A 20096-nucleotide genomic window follows, 5' to 3' on the forward strand; every position below is an offset into this window, starting at 1 on the left:
GCGGGTCGGCAGCTACTACACCGAGAGCTATCGACAGCAGTAAGCGTGGCGGGAGGCAGCGGCGCAGGCCGGTGAGCGGTTACCGTGTCAGTCATGGTCCGGCCGCGCAGCTGCCTCCCGGAGACCCGTAGCGGTCTCCCGGGCCACGCTGTCGACGGCCGGGAGCAGATCCTCGACGTACTCCGTGCCGGCGGACTCCGTTTCCGCGCCGGCGGGCGATGGCGGCGCTCGTTCTGACGAGCCCGCTCCACCGACCTGGGTGACACCCGGGTCGCGTCTCCCCGCCAGCGAACGGCACGAAAGGCGTACGACCATGTCCTCTGCACGCATGCTCACCGGCGACCGCCCGACCGGGCGGCTGCACCTCGGCCACTACGTGGGCAGCATCGCCAACCGGGTGCGGCTGCACCAGCGCTACGAGAGCTTCTTCATCATCGCGGACCTGCACATGCTCACCACGCGCAACAGCCGCGCGGACATCGAGCAGGTCGCGCACAACGCCCGCGAGATGGTCACCGACATCCTGGCCGCCGGGGTGGAGCCGGAACGGGCGACGTTCTACCTCCAGTCGGCGATCCCCGAGGTCGGCGACCTGAACACGCTGTTCCAGAACCTGATCACGGTGCCTCGGCTGGAACGGGTGCCGTCGCTGAAGGAGATGACTCGGGACGCCGGCAAGGACGAGATGCCGTACGGCCTGCTCGGCTACCCGGTCCTTCAGGCCGCCGACATCCTCTGCGTGAAGGGGCAGGTCGTGCCGGTCGGGAGGGACAACGCCGCGCACGTCGAGGTGACGCGGGAGATCGCCCGGCGGTTCAACCACCTCTACGGCGAGGTCTTCCCGGTACCCGACATGATCATGTCGGAGACGCCCACGCTGGTCGGGACCGACGGCGCCGGGAAGATGAGCAAGAGCAAGGGGAACGCGATCGCGCTCTCCGACGACGCGGCGACGGTGCGCCGCAAGGTGATGGGGATGTACACCGACCCGAACCGGGTCCGCGCCGACGTGCCCGGCACGGTCGAGGGGAACCCGGTCTTCGAGTACCACGACATCTTCAACCCGGACCGGACGCAGGTGGCGGACTTCAAGGCCCGCTACCGGGCCGGCCGGGTCGGTGACGTCGAGGTCAAGGAGGCGCTGGCGACGGCGCTCAACCGGTTCCTGGACCCGATCCGGGAGCGCCGGGCCCGCTTCGAGGCGCAGCCGGGCCTGGTCGACGAGCTGATCGTCACCGGCACCGAGCGGACCCGCGAGCAGGTGCGCCGCACGCTCGTCGAGGTCCGCCGGGCGATGGGCCTGAGCAGCGCGTACACCCAGGTGCGGCGCCGGGCCGAGCGCTACCGCAAGGCCGTCGCCACGTCGGCCTGACGACGAGCCGGTCCGGGGTACGCGCTTGCGCCGACCCCGGACTGGCCGGTTACGCTGCCGACATGGCCAGCTCGCACGCGTACCCGATGACGTCCTCAGACGTCCGGCTCGGCGCGCTGCGACGCCGGCGGTCCCGCGACCGCCTGCGCTGAGCCTTCCCCTCCTGCGACCGGCGGATCGAGCCGCCGGTCGTCATCGATCGTCCTCGCTCCGCCGTCGCGTTCCCGTCAGGTGATCCGCGCGGCGGATCCACAGCGAGATCGGCGTACTCATGGATCTTGAAAGGTTGCTCACCGACCGGCTGGCGCCGGCGTTCGCGGCGGTGGCCGGCGGGCCGGTGGACCCGGCCGTGCGGCGCTCGCAGCACGCGGACTTCCAGTCCGACGCGGCGCTGGGCCTGGCCCGGCGGCTCGGCCGGCCGCCGCGGGAGATCGCCGCGGAGGTACGGGAGCGCGCGGCGCTGGCCGACGTCTGCGCGGCGGTCGAGGTGTCCGGTCCGGGTTTCCTGAACCTCACGGTGGCCGGGCACGCGCTCGGCGGGATGGTCTCCGCGCTGGCCGCCGACCCGCGGCTCGGCGTGCCAGTGGTGGCCGAGCCGGAGACGGTGGTGGTCGACTACTCGGGGCCGAACGTGGCGAAGGAGATGCACGTCGGGCACCTGCGGTCGACGGTGATCGGGGACGCGGCGGCGCGGACGCTGGAGTGGCTCGGGCACCGGGTGCTGCGCGCCAACCACCTCGGCGACTGGGGCACACCGTTCGGCATGTTGATCGAGCACCTGCTCGACCTGGGCGAGGCCGGGGCGGCGCAGGAGCTGTCCATGGGTGACCTGGACGGGTTCTACAAGGCGGCGCGGGCGAAGTTCGACGACGACGAGGCGTTCCGGGAGCGGTCGCGGCAGCGGGTGGTGGCGTTGCAGGGCGGCGACCCGGCGACGCTGCGGCTGTGGCGGCTGCTGGTGACGCAGTCGGAGAGCTACTTCCTGACCGTGTACGACCTGCTCGACGTGACGCTGACCGGCGCCGACTTCCGGGGTGAGAGCAGCTACCACGACCAGCTCGCGCCCACTGTCGAGGAGCTGGACCGGCTGGGGCTGCTGCGGCGCAGCGACGGCGCGGACTGCGTGTTCCCGCCCGGATCGGTGGGCCGTGGCGGCGAGCCGTTGCCGCTGATCGTGCGCAAGTCCGACGGCGGGTACGGCTACCCGGCCACCGACCTGGCCGCGCTGCGGCACCGGACCGGCACCCTCGGCGCGACCCAGCTGCTCTACGTGGTCGGGCTGCCGCAGCGGCGGCACTTCGAGATGGTGTTCGCGGTCGGCGCGCAGGCCGGCTGGCTGGCCGCGCCGGCACGGGCCGAGCACGTCGGGTTCGGCTCGATCCTCGGCCCGGACGGGCGGATGCTGCGCAGCCGGGCCGGCGGGTCGGTGAAGCTGGTCGGGCTGCTCACCGAGGCGGTGGAGCGGGCCACCGCGCTGGCCCGGGAACGCAATCCGGAGCTGGGCGAGGCGGAGGCCGCCGAGGTGGGGCGCGCAGTGGGCATCGGCGCGATCAAGTACGCCGACCTGTCCGGGGACCGGCACAAGGACTACGTGCTGGACTGGGAACGGATGCTGTCGCTGGACGGGAACACCGCGCCGTACCTCCAGTACGCGTACTCCCGGGTCCGGTCGATCTTCCGGCGGGCCGGCGCGGCGGCGCGGCCGGACGCGGAGGTCTCGCTCGCCGAGCCGGCCGAGCGGGCGCTCGCCATCGAGCTGGTCGGCTTCGCCGCGGTGGTCGAGGAGGTGGCGGGCACCCTGGAGTTCCACCGGCTGACCGCCTACCTGCACCGGCTGGCGGTCGCGTTCAGCGCGTTCTACGAACGCTGCCCGGTGCTGCGGGCCGAGGGGCCGCTGCGGGACAGCCGGCTCGTGTTGTGCGAGCTGACCGGGCGGGTGCTGCGGCAGGGCCTGGACCTGCTCGGCATCCGTACCCCGGAACGGTTGTGAGGCAGCGGGGTCAGCGCGGCAGCCAGGACTGCACCTCGACCAGGTTGCCCTCCGGGTCGCGCAGGTAGGCGGAGCGGACGCCCCAGCCGGGACGGTCGGCCGGTTCGGCCAGGACCGTCCCGGCGGGCAGCGCGGCGACCACGGCGGGCACCGGGACCACGACGAGCACGCCGCCGTCGCCCCGGCCGACGGGCAGCACGGCCTCGGCGGCCCGCCGGCCGAGCAGCGCGAGCACCGTCTCGCCCCTCCTGGTGCGTCTACGGCACCCCCCTGGGCATAGCCCTTTGGGCAGCTTGTGGGCCTGATTCGCGCGTATCTATGGTCGGTGCGTCTCCGCGAGCCCGACATGGGGGTGGGTCATGCCCGAACGTCCGACTACCGGCTCGGCGGCGGTGACGCCGTCGTGAGCACCACCGAAGCACCGACCACGATCGTCTGGGACGGCGCGGCCCGGATCCGCCGCCTCGCCGCCACGATCGCTCTCGGCGAGACGGCCGGCGTCCTGGTGCCGGTGGTGGTGATCGCGCTGATGGCCCGGATCAGCGTCGAGGCGATGTACGTGCGCTCCCTCTACGTACCGTTGGCGCTGCTCTTCGCCGCCCTCCAGGTGGGCTTCGACGTGAGCAACCAGGTCTCCGCGTCGGTGAGCCGCGGCGCCGACCGGGCCAGGGACGTCCTCCCGGTCGCCGCCAGCATGGCCCGCGTCGGCGTGGCCGTCTGGGGCACCGTCAGCCTCGTACTGATCCTGGCGGCGCCCTGGCTGGCGGCGCTGCTGAACGTCCCGGACGCGTCGGTGGGGGAATTCGTCGCCTTCACCCGCTGGGCCTGCCTGGCCAACCTGATCTTCTTCCCGACCGTGCTGCTCTCGTCGAGCCTGCGCGGCTACGGCCGGCCGGGCTCCGCGGCGGCCGTGGTGCTGACCGGCGCGGTCCTGGAGGTGGGCGGCGTCGCGGTCCTGGGCTTCGGCACCGACCTCGGCGTGTACGCGCTTCCGGTCGCGATCGCGATCGGCGGCGTGGCCGCGCTGACCGTCGGCATGGTGCAGGTGTACCGCTGCGGGCTCTGGACGGCGAGCGGGCCGCTGACCTGGCGGCCGGAGGCGATCGGGCGACTGACCGGCACCGGGCTGCCGGTCACCGCGTCGTTCGTGGTGATGGCCGTGGCGAACGCGGGCCTGCTGTGGGCGCTCAGCCCGTTCGGGCCGGACGTGGTGTCCGGGTACTCGGCGGCCGGCGCGCTGCAGAACCTGCTCATCGTGCCCGCCTCGGCGCTCGGTTCGGCGACCGCGATCGTGCTCAACCAGCTGCGGGGCGCGGGGCGGCCCGGCGAAGGGCCGGCGGTGTTCGGGGCCGGACTGCGTCTGACCGCCGCGGTGTACGCGGTGCTCGCGGCCGCGATCTGGTTGGGCCGGGAGCCCCTGGCCGCGCTGCTGGCAGGTGACCCGACTGTCGCGTCGGAGACCGCACGGTTCCTGGGGATCGTCGGCCTGACCTACCTCGGCCTGGGCCTGAACGTGATGACGCTGCTCCTCCTCGAACAGGTCGGCGGAGGCCTGATCGCGCTGCTGCTGAACGTGCCCTACTTCGGGGGCATGGTCGTCGTCGGCAGCGCGCTGGCCCGGACCCAGCAGGATCCGTCGGCTCTGTACTGGACGATCTCGGTGCTCAACGCCTGCGGCATGCTGCTCGTCCCGCTGCTCACGTGGCGGCACGTCCGCCGGACCAGCCGGGCGGACGCCCGGTGAACCGCCCCGAATGGCGGGCGCGGGACGTTCGCCTGAGCGTCACGATCATGCACCATCCGGCTCGCGACGTCGCCCTGGACGTGCTCGTCGAGGCGTGCCGCCCGCTGGAGGCGCGCATCGTGCACGACCCGGACCCCGACGCCGCGCGCAGCCCGTTGCGGACCGCGAAGGTCGCCTGGGCGTCGATCGCCGAGGGCGCCACGCATCACCTGGTGCTGCAGGACGACGCCCGGGTCTGCGACGACTTCGCCGCGCACGTGGTGGCCGCCATCGCGCGCCGCCCGGCACACGGCATCGCCCTCTACACCGACTGGAGCAGCCCGCAGAACAGCTTCCTGTGCCGGCTGGCCGCGGTCGCCGGATCGCCGTGGGCGGCGCTGTCCCCGATGGAGTGGATCCCGGCGCTGGCGTTCCTGCTGCCGGCCGACATGGCCGCGGACCTGGCCGCCTATCTGGCGCCGATCCCCGACGAGGTCACCGACGACGACCAGATGATCGCCCGATACTGCCGGGAACGCGGGGTGCCGATGCTGGCGACGGTGCCGCACCTGGTCGACAACCGCGGACTGCCGACCCTGATCGCCGGGCACGGCGGCCGGCACCATGCCACCGTGTGGGCCCCGCCGGTGCCGTCCGACACGCACTGGGAACTCGACCCCCGGATCGACGCGACCCTGGCGTCGCGGTCCCGCTACCAGTCCCACGACGAGTACGTCGTGCAGGTCAAGGACTCGCGCTGCCTGATCCGGCTGCTCCGGCCGCGCACCGGTGAGCCCGGCGGCAACGAGTTCTGCTGGTACTGGGCGGACTGGTGCGACCTGCTCGGGGTCGGCGCGGAGGAGGTGACGACAGCGCTGGCCGCGTACCTGGACGGCCGGCCGGGGCCGCGACCGCAGGCGCGGGCCGCCCTGGAGATCTGGGCCGCCGGATACCTGCTCGGCCTGGAGGCCGCGGCGGTACGCCGTGACCTGCCCGTCCCACTCGGCCCCGCCCACCCCGCCCGGATCCGTTCGGCCGTGTCGACCTGGGTGGACTCCGGCCTCACCGCCCCGGACGGCACGGCCCTCGGCGCCGCCGGCCGGGCCGCGCTCATCGACCTCGGCGTGGCCGCTGTCGCTCTCGGCCTGCACCGCCGGAGCCCTGACACCTTCGTCACGGCCGGCGTTCCGGCCGACGCCAGTGGAGAGGACATCCGACATGACCACGCTTGCCACGACTCCTGACCCGGCCCTGGGCACCGTGGTCGAACGGATGGCGCTACGCGAGGTGGCGGCCCACTTCCTCGTTCCGGCCGATCAGCCGCCGGGGGTGATCCGCCCGCCCGCACCCCCGATGGCGGTCCGGATCATGACCTGCCCGGACTGCGGCGCCGACGCCGTCACCTTCGGGGACGCGGGCGTCGCTCTGCCCTTCGCGGAGTGGCGGATCGTCGCCGCGCACGACCCCGACCCCGGCGACCTGCCCACGCTGACAGTGCTCGGCTGCGAGTGGTTCGCGCCGCGCGCGATGCTGCCGGTGGCGATCGCGATCGAGCGGTTCGGCCCGGTGTCGGCGACCGGCTTCCGCAGCCGCGCGGTGGCCGTCACCGAGCTGCGTGGCCTGCCGTTCGACGCCGTCCTGGCCGCCCTCGACGAGCAGGAGAGCTGGGCCGACGCGGTGTGCGCCGGCAGTGGCCTGCCGCCGGGGCCCGCGCGGACCGTACCGGCCGCCAGCCGGCTGGTCAGCCCGGCGGCCACCTGGGCCGCCTTCCGCGCCTCGGTCACCGCCCGGTTCCTCGGCCCGCACGCGTCCGACGCCGGGCCGAACCGATGGAACGAGCGGTACCTGGAGAACCGCCGGGACGCGGCGGTCCGCACGCTGGACGGATACGCGTCGTGCCCGGCCTGACCGCCGAGGTGCGCTGGCAGCCGGCCCACTTCACCGGTTCGCGGGCGGTCGTCGAGCACCTGACGTGGGGTCAGGTGCTCGTGGAACGCGACATCCGGCGGATGCCGCCGGGCACCGCCTACAACGTCACCGTGCCCGTGCTGATCCCCGAGGGCGTGGACCTGGCGATGGTGTGCGCCGCTGTGGGCGCGCTGGCCGGCCGGTTCGAGGCACTGCGTACGCGGTTCCCGCGACGGGACGGCCGGCTGGTCCAGGAGGTGCTGGACAGCGGCAGCATCCCGGTCGGGGTCTTCTCCGGCGACGGTCCGGCCGAGCGGTTCACGGCTACCGCCCGGGACCTGGACGAGCAGCTCCAGGCGACGCCGTTCGACCACGATCGGGACCTGCCGATGCGCGTCCTGGTCTGCGTGCACCGGGGCGTGCCCAGGGCTCTGGTGCTCTGCATCGCTCACCTGGCCGCCGACCTGCAGAGCAGCCGCCTGGCGGCGCGGGTGCTGGCCGAGATGCTGGCCTGCCGGGCGGCGGGGCGCCCCGATCCGGCGACTCCGGAACTGGTTCATCCCGCCGACCTCGCCGCCTTCGAGCGTTCCCCCCGGGGCCGTACGGTCAGCGCCGCCGCCGTGGCCCACCTGCGCCGGCAACTGAACGCGGTCCCGCTGGACAACTTCGCCGCGCTCCGGCCGGTGGCGCCGGCCGAACCCCGGTTCTGGCGCGGTGTCCTGGACTCGCCGATCTCGGCGCCGGTGCTGGGGCTGCTCGCCGACCGGTACCGCACCAGCACGGCCACCGTCGCGCTCGCGGTGACCGCGGCCCTGCTGGGCGTGGTCGCCGAGACCGACCGGTGCGGGTTGCTGCTGGTCGTCGGCAACCGCACCACCGCCGCGCAGCGGGCCTCGATCGGCACGCTGACGCAGCACATGCCGGCCGTCGTCGACCTGACCGGGCCGGCCTTCTCCGACCTGGTCCGGCACTGTTGGGGCACTGCCGTGCGGGCCTTCCGGCACGGCCGCTTCGATCCGGTGGACGGGTGGGCGGCGCTGGCCGAGGTGAGCCGGGAACGCGGCGCCGAGCCGGAGATCCGGTGCTTCTTCAACGACATGCGCGGCGCACCGGAGACGCCGCCCGTCACCGCACCGCTCGACAGTGACGTGGTGCGGCGGGTCCTGGCCGAGCCGAGCTTCCGGTGGACCGAACGCCGACCGGCCGGCAGCTCGTTCTTCATGGAGGTCGGCGACCTGCTCGACACCCCGGGGCAGCTGCGCTGGACGCTGCTCGCGGACACCACCCTGCTGCCTCCCGACCTCATCCGTGCGGTCCTGACCGGAGTGGACCGGCTGCTGGTGCGGCTGCTCGACACCGATCTGCCCCTCTCCGAGGTGGGCGAGGCCGCCGGTCTGCGCGGCGTGGTGGCCCCGCACTGAACGATCCGATCGACCGGGGCGGGGCAGCGGGGGTCTGCCCCGCCCCGGTCTCTCAGCCCTGGGCGGTGGCCGTCAGCTCCGGCTGCGCGTCACCGGCGTCCGGAGCGGAGGGGACCGGCGGCCGGCCACCCAGGAAGCGAGGCGCCCACCACGCGGCGCGTCCGAGAATCGCCATCGTCGCCGGGACCAGCAGCATCCGGACGATCACCGCGTCGATCAGGACGGCCAGCACCAGGCCCAGGCCGACCTCCTTGATCGGGGCGAAGCCCCCGGTCATGAAACCGGCGAAGGTGACCGCGAGGAGCAGGGCCGCAGCGGTCACGATGCCACCGCTTCGCTGCAGGCCCTCCCGCACCGCCTGATCCGGGGCCGCGCCGGCGAAGCGGCGCTCACGGATCCGGGACAGGACGAAGACCTCGTAGTCGGTGGAGAGACCGAACGCGATCGCCGCGACGACCACCGGCACGGTCAGGTCGATGCCGTCGAGCCGCTCACCGCCGAGCAGGCCGACCAGGTGCCCCTCCTGGAACACCCAGACCACCACACCGAGTGCGGCGAACAGGCTGAGCAGGTTGGTGAGCACGGCCTTCAGCGGGATCAGCACCGACCGGGTGAACGCCAGCAGCAGGACGAACGTCGCCAGCAGGACGATGCCGCCGGCGATCGGGAGGCGGTCGCGCAGCTCCTGCTGGTAGTCGACCAGACGGGCCGCGTCGCCGGTGACCTGCACCGTGAAGGGTGCGTCCAGGTCACGGATGTCGCGTACCGCCCGGGCGGTGTCCGGGTCGCTCGTCGGGTTCTCCGGGGTGGCCTGCAGAACGGCCAGCCCGCCGCCGCTGCGCCCCGGGTTCACCACCGAGACGCCGGGTACCGCGGCGACCCGCTGCCGGAACTCGGCCAGGCCGGGGTCGTCGGCCGAGGTCCGGGCGACGATCGTGATCGCGCTCGGGCCGGCGAGTGCCGGGAAGTGCTCACGCAGCTCCTCGGTGAGCTGGCGGGTGGCACTGTCGGCCGGCAGCGACTTCGGGTTGCTGGTGTCCAGCCGCAGGTTGGTCGCCGACAGCCCGGCCACGAGCAGGCCGACGAGCACCACCAGCAGCGTGAGCACCGGCATCTTCTGCACCCCACGGGCGACCGCGGCGAACGACCGGCCGCGCTCCTTCCGGGCCCGGACCGGCTTGATCCGGTTACGCAGCAGCTGGAGCAGCGCGGGAAGCAGGGTGATCGCGGCGAGCATGTCGATCAGCACCACGGCGGCGCCGGCCACGCCGATCGACCGCAGGAACGGATCGGCGAAGACCACCAGGCTGGCCAGGCTGACCGCGATGGTCAGGCCGGAGAAGACGATGGTCCGGCCGGCGCGTTCGGAGGCCCGCACGAGCGCCTCCTCCGCGTCCTCGGTCAGCGCCCGTTCCTCCCGGAACCGGCTGACCATGAGCAGCGCGTAGTCGACGCCGAGACCGATGGCGAGCATCGTGGTGACCTGGATCGAATAGATCGATACATCGGTGAAGAAGCTCATCACCAGCAGCGTGGTGAAGGTTCCGCCGACGCCGACGAGTGCGATCAGCAGCGGCAGCCCGGCCGCGATCAGCGACATGAAGACCAGCAGCAACAGGAGCAGCAGCAACGGCGCGGAGACGATCTCGGCCCGCCGGGTGTCCGAGGTGGCCTGGTCGTTGAACTCGCGGTCGGTGAGCGGGCCGCCGGAGACCACAGCCGTCGTACCGTCGATCCCGGTCAGCTGCGTCCGTACCTTGTCGGCCAGCAGGTCGCCCTGGTGCGCCAGTTCCACGTTCACCAGCACCGCCGCGCCGTCGGTGGCGACCGGGGCCTGGGGACCGAACGGGTCGGTCACCGCCAGTACGCCGTCGACGGCGCGCAGCTCGGTGAGCGCGGCGGAGACCTTGGTACGGAAGGCGGGGTCGGTGATCGAGCCGCCGGAGATGACCGCGTTGATCACCGGTGGCGCGAGCTTGGCGTCACCGAGCGCCTGCGCGCCCTGCTGCGACTCGCTGCCGGCGATGGCGCCGACGCTTGTCGTCATCCGGGCGAAGACGCCGTTTCCGACAGTGAAGCCGGCCGCTGCGATCACCAGCCAGATGACGAGCACGACGGCAGGGCGCCGGCGAGCGAAACGCGTAACGGCACGGATCATCACACAGCTCCTCAGGACGGAAAGACCGATGTGATCTCATCCTGATGAAGCGGGCCCTCCGGCAGATCGCCGCCGAGAGCCAAATCCGGTCTCACCCGAGCGAGGGAGAGCGCTCAGTCGAGATCCTCACCGGGACTGATCAGCCCGGCCTCGTAGGAGAAGACCACCGCCTGCACCCGGTCCCGCAGGCCCAGCTTGGCCAGCACGTTGCTGACGTGGGTCTTGACGGTGTGGTCGCTCACCGTCAGCCGGGCGGCGATCTCGGCGTTGGAGAGCCCGCGGGCGACCAGGCACAGGATCTCCCGTTCCCGGCCGGTCAGCTCGTCCAGCCGGGCCGGCGGGCGGATCGCGCCCTGGGGCCGTCGCAGCAGGTCGGCGATCACCCGCCGGGTCACCGTCGGGGCGAGCAGCGCCTCGCCCTTGGCGATGACCCGTACCGCCTCGACCAGCTCGGCCCGGCGCATGGTCTTGAGCAGGAAGCCGTTCGCGCCGGCCCGCAACGCGTCGTGCACGTGCTCGTCGACGTCGAACGTGGTGAGGATGAGCACCCGCGCGTCGGTGGTGGCGCAGATCCGGCGGGTGGCCTCGATGCCGTCGATCGGGCCCTCCATCCGGATGTCCATGACCACCACGTCCGGCTTCTTCTCGGCCACCACCCGAAGAGCCTCCAGGCCGTCCGCCGCCTCGCCCACCACAGTCAGGTCCGGCTCCGCGTCGAGGATCATGGCGAAGCCGCCTCGGACCAGATCCTGGTCGTCGACGACCACGATGCGCACCATGGGGCGCCACCCCTCGATTCGTAGCAGCTCACTCAGTCGGCAGGACGGCGCGCACAGTGAAGCCGCCGCCGTCGGGACCCGCTCCGACGCACAGCTCACCACCGCAGGCGGTGACCCGCTCCCGCATGCCCATCATTCCGTATCCGCCGCCGACATCCACCGCACCGATGCCGTCGTCGGTGACCGTGACCCGGATTTCGAGCGGGTGGAACTCGATCAGCACGTCCACCATCGACGCCCGCGCGTGCCGGATGGTGTTCGTCAGTGCCTCCTGCACCACCCGGAAGACCGTGGCGTCCACGTCGGCGGGCAGGGGCCGCTGCTGCCCGCGCCAGCGCAGCGCCGCCTCCAGGCCGCCCCGGCGCGCCTCGCCGAGCAGTCGCGGTACGTCACCCACCCCCGGGACCGGGGCCGGCGGCTCCTCGCCCTCCGCCGAGCGCAGCGCGGCCAGCGACCGCCGGAGCTGGGCGATGGCGGACCGGCCGCTCTCGGCGATCACCTCGAAGGTCTTCTCGGCCCGAGCCGGGTCGGTGCGGGCCACCACCGGCCCGGCCTCCGCCTGGACCACCATGATCGCGACCGTGTGCGCCACGATGTCGTGCACCTCGCGGGCGATCCGGTTGCGGTCGCGCGCGGCGGCGGCGGCTCGTTCCTCCTCCTGGCGGGCAGCGCGTTCCTCGAGCACCGCGATCCGGTCGCCGCGTCCGCGGGAGGCGATCCCCATGCTGTACGCCGCGACGTACGCCATCCCGACGTACCCGAAGGTGGCGGCGTTCTCGCCCGGGACCACGAGTGAGACGACCACCCCCACGGCCTGCACCCCGATCGCGACCTGCCGCCAGGGAGACGGGCTCAGCGACGCGAACGTGTACGTCGCGACGAGCGGCCCGAACGGCAGCGGCGGCATCTGGTGCGAGAGCCCGAGGACGCTGATCGCCAGGCCCACCGTCACCGTGGTGAGCAGCGGGGCCCGCCGACGCCAGATCAGCGGTAGCGACGCGCCGGCGGCCACCAGGATGTGCCAGACCTTGCCGTCCTCGGAGAACGTCACCGGCAGGGCGGTGCCGACGAACACGGCCACCGCGATCAGCCCGTCCAGCCAGAGCGTGGCGTTGCGGGGCAGCCGCGCGGGTCGTGCCCGCGTCCGGACGGTGGCCGGAAGAGGCATGGACAACGGCACGATCGGCTCCTCAACGCGCGACGGTCCCCAGTATGCGGCCCCGGCGGCCGTCCGGGGCGTACGCACGCGCTCGGACCGCCGTCGATGTCCTGTTCAGGACATCGAGGTGGAGACCGGGACGAGCGGGTCGGTTGAATCGAGTTCTGTCGCAGAGAGAAGGAGGCACCACGTGGGCGCAGTCCGCGTCGCCATAGCCGGGGTCGGCAACTGTGCCGCGTCGCTGGTGCAAGGCGTCGAGTACTACCGGGACGCGAGGACGACCGACACCGTTCCCGGCCTCATGCACGTCGCCTTCGGCGACTACCACGTCGGCGACATCGAGTTCGTCGCGGCTTTCGACGTGGACGCGAAGAAGGTGGGCCGGGACCTGTCCGAGGCCATCGTCGCGAGTGGCAACAACACCATCAAGATCTGCGACGTGCCCCCGTCCGGGGTCGTCGTGCGGCGTGGCCCGACGCTCGACGGTCTCGGCGAGTACTACCGGGAGATGATCGAGGAGTCCGACGAGCAGGCCGTCGACGTGGTTCGCGCCCTGCGCGACTCCGGGGCCGACGTCCTCGTGTCGTACCTGCCGGTGGGCTCGGAGGAGGCCGACCGGTTCTACGCCCGCTGCGCGCTGGAGGCGGGGGTGGGGTTCGTCAACGCGCTGCCGGTGTTCATCGCCTCGGACCCGGTGTGGGCGGCCCGGTTCACCGAGGCCGGCGTGCCGATCATCGGCGACGACATCAAGTCGCAGGTGGGCGCCACCATCACCCACCGGGTGCTGGCGAAGCTCTTCGAGGACCGCGGGGTCCGGCTGGAGCGCACCTACCAGCTCAACTTCGGCGGCAACATGGACTTCATGAACATGCTGGAGCGTCGCCGGCTGGCGTCGAAGAAGCTGTCCAAGACCCGGGCCGTCACCTCGCAGGTGCCCCACGAGATGGCCGCCGGCGACGTGCACATCGGCCCCAGCGACTACGTGCCGTTCCTGGAGGACCGCAAGTACGCGCTGGTGCGCCTGGAGGGGCGGGCGTTCGGCGACGTGCCGCTGCAACTGGAGTACAAGCTCGAACTCTGGGACTCCCCCAACTCGGCCGGCGTGATCATCGACGCGGTCCGGGCGACCCGGATCGCCATGGACCGGGGGATCGGCGGGCCCATCCTCTCCGCCTCCTCGTACTTCATGAAGTCGCCGCCCGAGCAGTACGACGACGCCGCCGCCCGGGACGCCGTCGAGCGCTTCATCCGCGGTGAGGTCGAACGCTGACCGACGAGTGACGGGGGAGCCGGAGTCCGGCTCCCCCGTCGTCGTCCGTCACGGCCCCCGCCGCAGATCGCTCCGGAACTCGTGGTGGTGGCAGACCGCGGGATCCGCTCCGGCCAGCGCCACGGCACCGCGGAAGGCGCCGTGGTCGGGCAGGTCCCGCAGGAAGTAGGCGCCGGGCAGCCGGCCGGACGGATCACGGACCACCGCACCGCTCGCCGCGCCGGGGACCGGCAGCCGCAGCCCGAGCGCCAGGCGCGCACCGGCGGCTTTGACACACGCCTCCTTGCGGGTCCACAACCGCAGGTACGCGGCGTAGGCCCCGATGCCGGCAGCAGCCACCAGCGCGGCCTCCGCGGGGGTGAAGAAGCGCGCGGCCATCCGCCGCGGATCCAGCCCGGGCCGGGGACGGTCCAGGTCCACGCCGACCTCCCGGCCGGCGAGCGCGATCACCGCCCGATCCCCGGCGTGCGCCAGGCTGAAATGCAGCGAACCGCCCGGCAGGTACGGCCGCCCGAGCGGCTCGCGGCGCAGCGGCAACGCGGTGGGCCGCAGGTCAAGCCGCCCGGCGAGGATCCCGTTCAGGGCGGCGTGCGCCACGACGAAGCGCCGGCGGCCGTCCGGATCGCCGATGTCCGCCGCACGTCGCAGTTCGGCCGCGCCGAGCCAGCGGGCGGCGTCGACGTCGCGGTCCAGGTGGACGGTCCAGACGTCGACGCCGCCCGGCTCAGTCACGGTCGAGTTTGCCCTGCACGAGGCCCTGGAAGGTGTTGAGTCGCTGGATGTTGCCGGTGCCTTCCATGAATTCGACGCCCCGGGCGTCGCGGATCAGCTTGTCCAGCATCGGCTGCGTGAGCCGTGCGCCGGGGCCGAAGTACTCCAGCGCCTCCAGCGTCACCTCCTCGGCCAGCCGGGCCGCCCGGGCCTTCGCCGCCGAGGCCAGGTGGCCGTTGGCGGGCTGGGCGTCCACGATCGAGGCGGCCCGCCAGATGAGCTGCCGTACGCCGTCGATCCGCCGGCCGGTCCGTTCCCAGCGCAGCCGGTCGGCCTTGGACAGCGAGCCGCGCTGCTCGGTGACGTAGTCGTGCGCGGACCGGGCGATGCCCAGTGCGATCGCCGCCACGCCCGGCCGGAGACGGTTGAACATCTGCACGCCGCTCCACACGCCGCGCCGGGTGGGGCTGAGGTGGCGGCCGAGCACCCGGTCCTCCGGGACCGGCACGGCGTCCAGGGTGATCGCGCTGAGCTGGGCGCCGCGCAGGCCGACCGTCGGGATCGGCTCGGCCTTGAAGCCGGGCGCACCGGTCTCGACGAGCACCGCGGTGGCGCCGAGCGGACCGGGCCGGTCCCGGGCGAAGACGACGCCGACCTGGGCCCGGGCGCCGTTGCCGATGTAGCGCTTCGCGCCTCGCAGCAGCAGGCCGCCCTCGCCGTCGGGGTCCAGTCTCGTACCCATCGCGCCCGCGTCCGAGCCGTGGTCGGGCTCGGTCAGCGCGAAGAAGGTCCACGTCGGCGCGGCCAGCAGCCGGCCGTAGAACCACTCCTTCTGCTCCCGGTCGGCGAGCAGGTCGACGAGCACCCCGGACAGCGAGGCACCGGGGGACGCGAGCATCATGCCGGCGTCCCCGGCGGCGATCTCCTCGGCGAACACCACCCGCTCCATCGCCGTCATGCCGTCGAACCGGTACCCGCCGATGAGCGTCCGGTCCGGCAGCCACGGCGCCGGGATGAGCATGGTGGACAGGTGCCGTACGGCCGGGTTGTCCAGGCACCGGTACACGGTGTCCGGGTCACGGTCCAGCTCCAGTGCCGTCGAGCGCAGGTCGCGCGCCCAGTCCCGGGCGTGGGCCCGGGCGGCGGTGAGCCGGTCGTCCAGTTCGATCACGGCGTCCACTCCTCTCCACCGATCCAGGCGTCGGCCAGCAACTCCGACGCGTCGACCACAGCGCCCGGTCCGTCCGCGGTGAACCCGCTGGCTCCGAGCAGACGCAGCAGCATCCGGTCGGCAGTGGTGATCTCCCGGTGCAGGGAGGCCAGGGATCCGGCTGGTGGCGGCGTACCGGTGAGCCGGACCTTGATCTCGATCTGCTCGGTGACGGCGTCCGCCAGCGCACCCTTGATCATCTGTTGCAGCAGCAGCGGGGTGTCACCGACGCGGCGGTCACCGAGGTGGGCGACTGTGACGTCGAGCAGGGCCTCGGAGAGCCCGAGCCGGAGCCCGGCCAGCGCGGCCAGCCAGTCCGGCCAGGGCGCCGGTGTGCCGGCCGGCCCGGGTACGCCCCGGTAGCGGACGGCCGCCAACCGGCCGTCCGGCGTCTCGACAGTGCCGAGCCGTTCCACGGCGGCCGGGTCCAGGGCGGCGACGGTGTCACCGGTCCAGACCCGGCCGGCGTCGTGCAGCGCCGGCTCGGGCAGCACGCAGCACCCGGTCGGGCCGCACGGCAGGACCCGGTCCGCAAGCGTGGCGTGCATCGCGGTGAGCGTGGCGGTGAGCCCGCCGGTCCGGGCGCCGCGGCGGGCCTCCTCGGCGATCACGACCGCACCTCCGGGTCCGCGCCGGCGAAGACCGCCACGCAGAGGGTGCCCGAGACCGGGTCGTGGTCCGCCACCGCGATCGGCCCGGCGGTGCCCGCCCGTTGCCTGGCGAACTCGGCCCAGACACCCGCAGCACCCAGCCCGGGCGCCGCAACCGCCTGGCCGCCGGCGGTCAGGCCGGGACCGGTGATCAGGACGGCGTCCGCCGGCACCAGCTCGTCGAGCAGCGTCCCGGCCGCCGACGGCGACACGTCCGGGCGCTGGTGCACCGTGGTCCCGTCCGAGCCGGCCGGCTCGAGCAGCACCGCCACCCCGACGTCGTGGCCGGGAACTGGATATCGGGGCCCGACCACCTCGTACGGGATCGTCGTCTGTTCCAGGATCAGCAGCAACGCCCGGCAGTCGGGGAAGTCGCCGGAGTAGGTCCCGAGCAGCCGCAGGGCGGTGAACGCCGCCGCCGGTCCCTGGTCGGACACCGCGAAGGCGAGCGGATCGCCCTGCACCAGCTCGTTGAGGTAGCAGGCGGTGACCCGGCGCGGGTCGCCGTCCGGAGTGGAGTGCGCGATGGCGATCAGATCCACAGGTGCCGCGAGGTCGAGATCGCGCACCAGGCGGTCCGCCATCCCGGTGAACGAGTTACGGGCGGCCGCCGCGTGCCGATCCCGGTCGAAGCGACGACCGTACAGCTCGGTCATGTCCGACAGGTATTCCTCGAGCAACGGATCGCCCCGGTACGGCTCCGGATCGGGGTCGAACCGGCGGGCGATCACCTGAGTCGGCCGGAGCCGGCCGGTACGGACCGACGGGGCCGGGGCGATGGACAGGAACATCGGCGTCAGGCCAGGCCCTGCTCGATGACGTAGTCGGCGAGGGTGCCGACCGACTCGAAGTGGTGCTGCTCCAGCGTGTCCGAGTCGATCACGACGTTCAGCCGGTCCTCGATGTGCATGAGCAGTTCGAGGACGTTCGTCGAGTCCAGCCCGAGCTCGTCCATCAGCCGGGTCTGCTCGGTCACCTGGACCGAGTCGCGGTTCAGCACCGCGACGACGGCGTCGATCATGTGGTCGACGACCGCGGCGCGGTCGACTGTGGCTTCCGAAGCCATGGTCATGGCGGGCCTCCTGTGTGCCGGTCGGGATGGGTTGTCAGTCGAGGATCTGCGGGCCGAGCAGGTCCTCGACGGTGTCGCGGCGGCGGACCAGGCGGGCCCGTCCGCCGTCCACCAGCACCTCGGCCGGATGGCCGTGGCTGAGGAAGAGCACCGGTGAGGCGCTCGGGCCGTACGCGCCGGAGCGCAGCACGCCGACCAGGTCGCCCGGCCGCAGCTCGGGCAGTTCCACGTTGCGGCCGACGGTGTCGTTCGGCGTGCACAGCGGGCCGGTGACGTTCCACGGGCCGGCATCCGTGCCGGCCCGGTTGAGCAGCCGCATCGGGAAGTTGCGCTTCACGTAGGAGCCGATGCCGACGGCCGCCATGTGGTGGTTCGTGCCGCCGTCGGTGACCGCGAAACGCTCCCCCATCGAACTCTTCACGTACCGCACCCGGGTGACGTAGGTGCCGCACGGCGCGGCCAGGTACCGGCCGAGTTCCAGCAGCAGCCGGGCCCCGGGGTGCGCGGCGTGGAACGCCTCGACCACCGGGTTGAGCAGGCTGGCGACCGCGGCCGGGTCGAGGTCCGGTTCGCCGGGGAAGTAGGCCACCCCGAGGCCGCCGCCCACGTCGACGGCCTCCAGGACGAAGTCCAGCCGCTCGGCGAGCCGCTCGGCCAGGTCGATGATCCGGCGGGCGTTCTCGGCGACCACCTCGGGATCGAGGATGCGGGTGCCCAGGTAGGCGTGTACACCCAGGACGCGTACCCCGGGATGGTTCTTGACCAGGTCTGCCTCGTCGAAGAGCTGCTGCTCGTCGATCCCGAACTGGCGCGGTTTGCCGCCCATGGTGAGGCCGGAGCCCTTGACCGCGAAGCTCGGGTTGACCCGAAGCATCACCGGTGCGATGACGCCCCGATCCCGGGCCAGCTCGTCGATCGTCGCCAGTTCCCCGAACGACTCGCAGACCAGCGCGAAGACGCCCTCGGACAGGCACGCCTCGAGTTCGGCGCGGCTCTTGCCGGGGCCGAGGAAGATGATGTCGCCCGGGGCCACCCCGGCGGCGAGCGCGGTACGCAGCTCCACCATCGACGACACCTCCGCGCGGGCGCCCTGCGCACCGAGCAGGGCGCAGACGGCCACGTTCGGGTTGGCCTTCAGCGAGTAGAAGATCTCCATCGCCGGGTGCAGCCGCTCACGCAGCCCCAGGTACTGCCCGCGCAGGCTGTCCCCGTCGTACACGTAGAGGGGCGTGCCGAACCGCTCGGCCAGTTCGGACATGGCCACGCCCTGGATCGTCACTTCTCCGGTCACCGTCGTGTTCCTTCCGCCACGGCCGTCAGGCGGCCCGCGATCTCGGCGTCCATCGCCGTCAGCTCGTCGGCCGTCGGTGCGGTCAGCAGCCCGTACAGCCGGCCGTCCGCAGCTCCCGCGCCCTCCCGCATCAGGGCGTTCACCGTCGAGAAGTTCTGCACCACCATCCCGGCCGTACCGGCGGCGCTCAGCAGCCACGGGCCGAGCCCGTCGCGGACCTCACCGAAGCGCAGCGGCCGCGCGAGGCGCAGCGGGTACTGCCGGGCCAGCGCGTACCAGCCCGCCGGCACCAGGTGTTCCTGGAGGCCGACCTGGTAGGTCGACATGTTGTGCCGTGCGTTGATCTCCACGACCGGGTAGACGCCGCCCTCCGGGTCGAGCATCGCGTCCACCCCGACCACGCCGTGGTAGCCGTCGCGGGCCAGCCGGGCGCCGAGCACCGCGGCGCTGTGCGTCACGACCGCGAGCTGCCGCGCGGTCAGCCCGGCCGGCATCCGATGACCCTTGTGTACGCCGTTGGCGGTGACCGCCTCCTTGACGAAGTCGAAGTGCACCCCGCCGTCGCGGAAGACGGTGAACTGGTAGTTGAGGTCGACGATCTTGGCGACCCACTCCTCCACCAGCAGCGCCAGCCGCCGATCGCCGGAACGGTCGGCCCGGCGGCGCAGCGTCCGGTGGATCTGGTCCAGGCGCGCCGCGTCCCGGATCACCAGCAGGCCCTTGCCGGACACCCCGTACGAGTCCTTGAGCACCACCGGCCGCCCGGCAGCGAGCAGCGCCCGGGCGTGTTCGACCGCCTCGTCCAGTTCCTCGACGGTCTCGCAGATCCAGCCCGCGGACTGGCGCAGCCCCAGCTCGGTGGCGATCCGCCGGCTGTAGATCTTGCCGTTGACGGCCTTGCAGACGGCCGCCGGCGACCCGGCCAGCGCGACACCGGTCAGCGCGGCGAGCGCCTCCTCGTCGGCGGAGACCCCGTGCGGGACGATCGCGGCGGCCCCGGCCAGGGCGGACAACCGGGCCAGCAGGGCCGGGCTGTCCAGCGCGTCCTGGGTCACCGTGCGGTGCGGGTCCTGGCGGTCGGTGGTCAGCACATGCGGCAGGGCCGTCCCGAGCGTCTCCAGATGGGCCAGGTGCTCCGGGTCCGGCCGGTCCTTGAGCACCACGTAGTCGTCCGGACCGGCCAGCAGCAGGGCGAACTCGTCCATCCGGTTCACCATCGCGTCACCCGCGGTCAGCGCGACGCGGGGCAGGCCCGGCTCGTCACCGCCCCACCGCTGCTCGACCTCGAAGTTGCCGAGGAACACCAGGGGGGTCCGGTCGGTGCCCAGCAACGCCGTCCGCAGCCGTCTGACGAAGGGTTCCCGTGTCGTCGTCATAGCGTC

At 72.9% G+C, this 20096-nt stretch carries 19 protein-coding genes (1 of these 19 only partly in view); 8 read left to right on the plus strand and 11 right to left on the minus strand.

What is annotated here, in order from left to right; all coding sequences use genetic code 11:
- From CLT75_RS23115 to argS, 3 genes are all read left to right on the plus strand, one after another.
- Positions 1–43 carry the 3' portion of a PRC-barrel domain-containing protein gene (locus CLT75_RS23115; RefSeq protein ID WP_135242434.1) on the plus strand. Its footprint begins 401 nt before the window's first position, so the window shows 43 of its 444 coding nt (coding positions 402–444); the start codon falls outside the window, past its left edge; the stop codon is at positions 41–43.
- A 270-nt stretch (positions 44–313) separates the two neighbouring features.
- Complete coding sequence (trpS, locus tag CLT75_RS23120; protein WP_135242435.1) at positions 314–1372, plus strand: tryptophan--tRNA ligase; 1059 nt, start codon at positions 314–316, stop codon at positions 1370–1372.
- A 271-nt stretch (positions 1373–1643) separates the two neighbouring features.
- Positions 1644–3362 carry an arginine--tRNA ligase gene (argS, locus tag CLT75_RS23125; protein WP_135242436.1) on the plus strand — a complete coding sequence of 573 codons (1719 nt, stop codon included), beginning with the start codon at positions 1644–1646 and terminating at the stop codon, positions 3360–3362.
- 10 nt (positions 3363–3372) lie between these two features.
- On the opposite strand, the gene CLT75_RS32895 is transcribed toward argS, so the two are convergent.
- Complete coding sequence (locus tag CLT75_RS32895) at positions 3373–3597, minus strand: VOC family protein (protein WP_209310372.1); 225 nt, start codon at positions 3595–3597, stop codon at positions 3373–3375.
- Positions 3598–3765: 168 nt separating this feature from the next.
- On the opposite strand from CLT75_RS32895, the gene CLT75_RS23135 reads away from it, so the two are divergent.
- Genes CLT75_RS23135 through CLT75_RS23150 form a run of 4 tightly spaced genes read left to right on the plus strand, consistent with a single transcriptional unit; the run spans position 3766 to position 8414 of the window.
- The gene (locus CLT75_RS23135) at positions 3766–5106 is read left to right on the plus strand and encodes an MATE family efflux transporter (RefSeq protein ID WP_135242437.1); all 1341 of its coding nucleotides are present in this window, start codon (positions 3766–3768) and stop codon (positions 5104–5106) included.
- Between the two features lie 47 nt (positions 5107–5153).
- Positions 5154–6329, plus strand: a complete 1176-nt coding sequence (locus CLT75_RS23140; protein ID WP_135242438.1) for a hypothetical protein — start codon at positions 5154–5156, stop codon at positions 6327–6329.
- On the plus strand, positions 6304–6993 hold the full coding sequence (locus CLT75_RS23145; RefSeq protein WP_135242439.1) for a hypothetical protein: 690 nt from the start codon (positions 6304–6306) through the stop codon (positions 6991–6993). Before CLT75_RS23140 ends, CLT75_RS23145 begins: the two co-directional genes overlap by 26 nt.
- On the plus strand, positions 6981–8414 hold the full coding sequence (locus tag CLT75_RS23150; RefSeq protein ID WP_167796944.1) for a condensation domain-containing protein: 1434 nt from the start codon (positions 6981–6983) through the stop codon (positions 8412–8414). The genes CLT75_RS23145 and CLT75_RS23150 overlap by 13 nt, the downstream gene beginning before the upstream one ends.
- 52 nt (positions 8415–8466) lie before the next feature.
- On the opposite strand, the gene CLT75_RS23155 is transcribed toward CLT75_RS23150, so the two are convergent.
- The 3 genes from CLT75_RS23155 to CLT75_RS23165 form a co-directional block, all read right to left on the minus strand.
- The gene (locus CLT75_RS23155) at positions 8467–10527 is read right to left on the minus strand and encodes an MMPL family transporter (RefSeq protein WP_167796945.1); all 2061 of its coding nucleotides are present in this window, start codon (positions 10525–10527) and stop codon (positions 8467–8469) included.
- Positions 10528–10685: 158 nt separating this feature from the next.
- On the minus strand, positions 10686–11351 hold the full coding sequence (locus CLT75_RS23160; RefSeq protein WP_030504405.1) for a response regulator: 666 nt from the start codon (positions 11349–11351) through the stop codon (positions 10686–10688).
- A 28-nt stretch (positions 11352–11379) separates the two neighbouring features.
- Complete coding sequence (locus CLT75_RS23165; RefSeq protein ID WP_135242442.1) at positions 11380–12531, minus strand: histidine kinase; 1152 nt, start codon at positions 12529–12531, stop codon at positions 11380–11382.
- Positions 12532–12700: 169 nt separating this feature from the next.
- On the opposite strand from CLT75_RS23165, the gene CLT75_RS23170 reads away from it, so the two are divergent.
- A complete protein-coding gene (locus CLT75_RS23170; RefSeq protein ID WP_135242443.1) occupies positions 12701–13780 on the plus strand; it encodes an inositol-3-phosphate synthase in 1080 nt (359 codons plus the stop codon).
- 48 nt (positions 13781–13828) lie between these two features.
- Here the strand turns inward: CLT75_RS23170 and CLT75_RS23175 are convergent, their stop codons facing one another.
- The 7 genes from CLT75_RS23175 to CLT75_RS23205 are packed head-to-tail and all read right to left on the minus strand — an operon-like array spanning position 13829 to position 20090.
- Positions 13829–14512: a 4'-phosphopantetheinyl transferase superfamily protein gene (locus CLT75_RS23175; RefSeq protein ID WP_135242444.1), complete on the minus strand. Its 684-nt coding sequence runs from the start codon at positions 14510–14512 to the stop codon at positions 13829–13831.
- Positions 14505–15662 (minus strand): acyl-CoA dehydrogenase family protein, encoded by a 1158-nt coding sequence (locus CLT75_RS23180; protein WP_209310373.1) that lies wholly within the window; start codon positions 15660–15662, stop codon positions 14505–14507. The genes CLT75_RS23175 and CLT75_RS23180 overlap by 8 nt, the downstream gene beginning before the upstream one ends.
- Positions 15659–16312, minus strand: coding sequence for a hypothetical protein (locus tag CLT75_RS23185; protein ID WP_135242446.1), 654 nt, complete (start codon positions 16310–16312; stop codon positions 15659–15661). The genes CLT75_RS23180 and CLT75_RS23185 overlap by 4 nt, the downstream gene beginning before the upstream one ends.
- A complete protein-coding gene (locus CLT75_RS23190) occupies positions 16309–17142 on the minus strand; it encodes a hypothetical protein (RefSeq protein ID WP_135242447.1) in 834 nt (277 codons plus the stop codon). The genes CLT75_RS23185 and CLT75_RS23190 overlap by 4 nt, the downstream gene beginning before the upstream one ends.
- Before the next feature lie 5 nt (positions 17143–17147).
- Positions 17148–17423 carry an acyl carrier protein gene (locus CLT75_RS23195; protein WP_209310374.1) on the minus strand — a complete coding sequence of 92 codons (276 nt, stop codon included), beginning with the start codon at positions 17421–17423 and terminating at the stop codon, positions 17148–17150.
- A 34-nt stretch (positions 17424–17457) separates the two neighbouring features.
- Complete coding sequence (gene lysA / locus CLT75_RS23200; RefSeq protein ID WP_135242448.1) at positions 17458–18714, minus strand: diaminopimelate decarboxylase; 1257 nt, start codon at positions 18712–18714, stop codon at positions 17458–17460.
- A complete protein-coding gene (locus CLT75_RS23205) occupies positions 18711–20090 on the minus strand; it encodes a preATP grasp domain-containing protein (protein WP_135242449.1) in 1380 nt (459 codons plus the stop codon). The genes lysA and CLT75_RS23205 overlap by 4 nt, the downstream gene beginning before the upstream one ends.
- Positions 20091–20096 lie beyond the last annotated feature (6 nt).

The sequence above is a fragment of the Micromonospora sp. CNZ285 genome, assembly GCF_004637285.1.

What these genes read in the sequence shown, in the direction of transcription:
- CLT75_RS23205 (WP_135242449.1), bottom strand. Translation starts at nt 20,090, where the DNA reads ATGACGACGACACGGGAACCCTTCGTCAGACGGCTGCGGACGGCGTTG.
- CLT75_RS23140 (WP_135242438.1), top strand. Translation starts at nt 5,154, where the DNA reads ATGCACCATCCGGCTCGCGACGTCGCCCTGGACGTGCTCGTCGAGGCG.
- CLT75_RS23190 (WP_135242447.1), bottom strand. Translation starts at nt 17,142, where the DNA reads ATGTTCCTGTCCATCGCCCCGGCCCCGTCGGTCCGTACCGGCCGGCTC.
- CLT75_RS23145 (WP_135242439.1), top strand. Translation starts at nt 6,304, where the DNA reads ATGACCACGCTTGCCACGACTCCTGACCCGGCCCTGGGCACCGTGGTC.
- CLT75_RS23195 (WP_209310374.1), bottom strand. Translation starts at nt 17,423, where the DNA reads ATGACCATGGCTTCGGAAGCCACAGTCGACCGCGCCGCGGTCGTCGAC.
- trpS (WP_135242435.1), top strand. Translation starts at nt 314, where the DNA reads ATGTCCTCTGCACGCATGCTCACCGGCGACCGCCCGACCGGGCGGCTG.
- CLT75_RS23160 (WP_030504405.1), bottom strand. Translation starts at nt 11,351, where the DNA reads ATGGTGCGCATCGTGGTCGTCGACGACCAGGATCTGGTCCGAGGCGGC.
- argS (WP_135242436.1), top strand. Translation starts at nt 1,644, where the DNA reads ATGGATCTTGAAAGGTTGCTCACCGACCGGCTGGCGCCGGCGTTCGCG.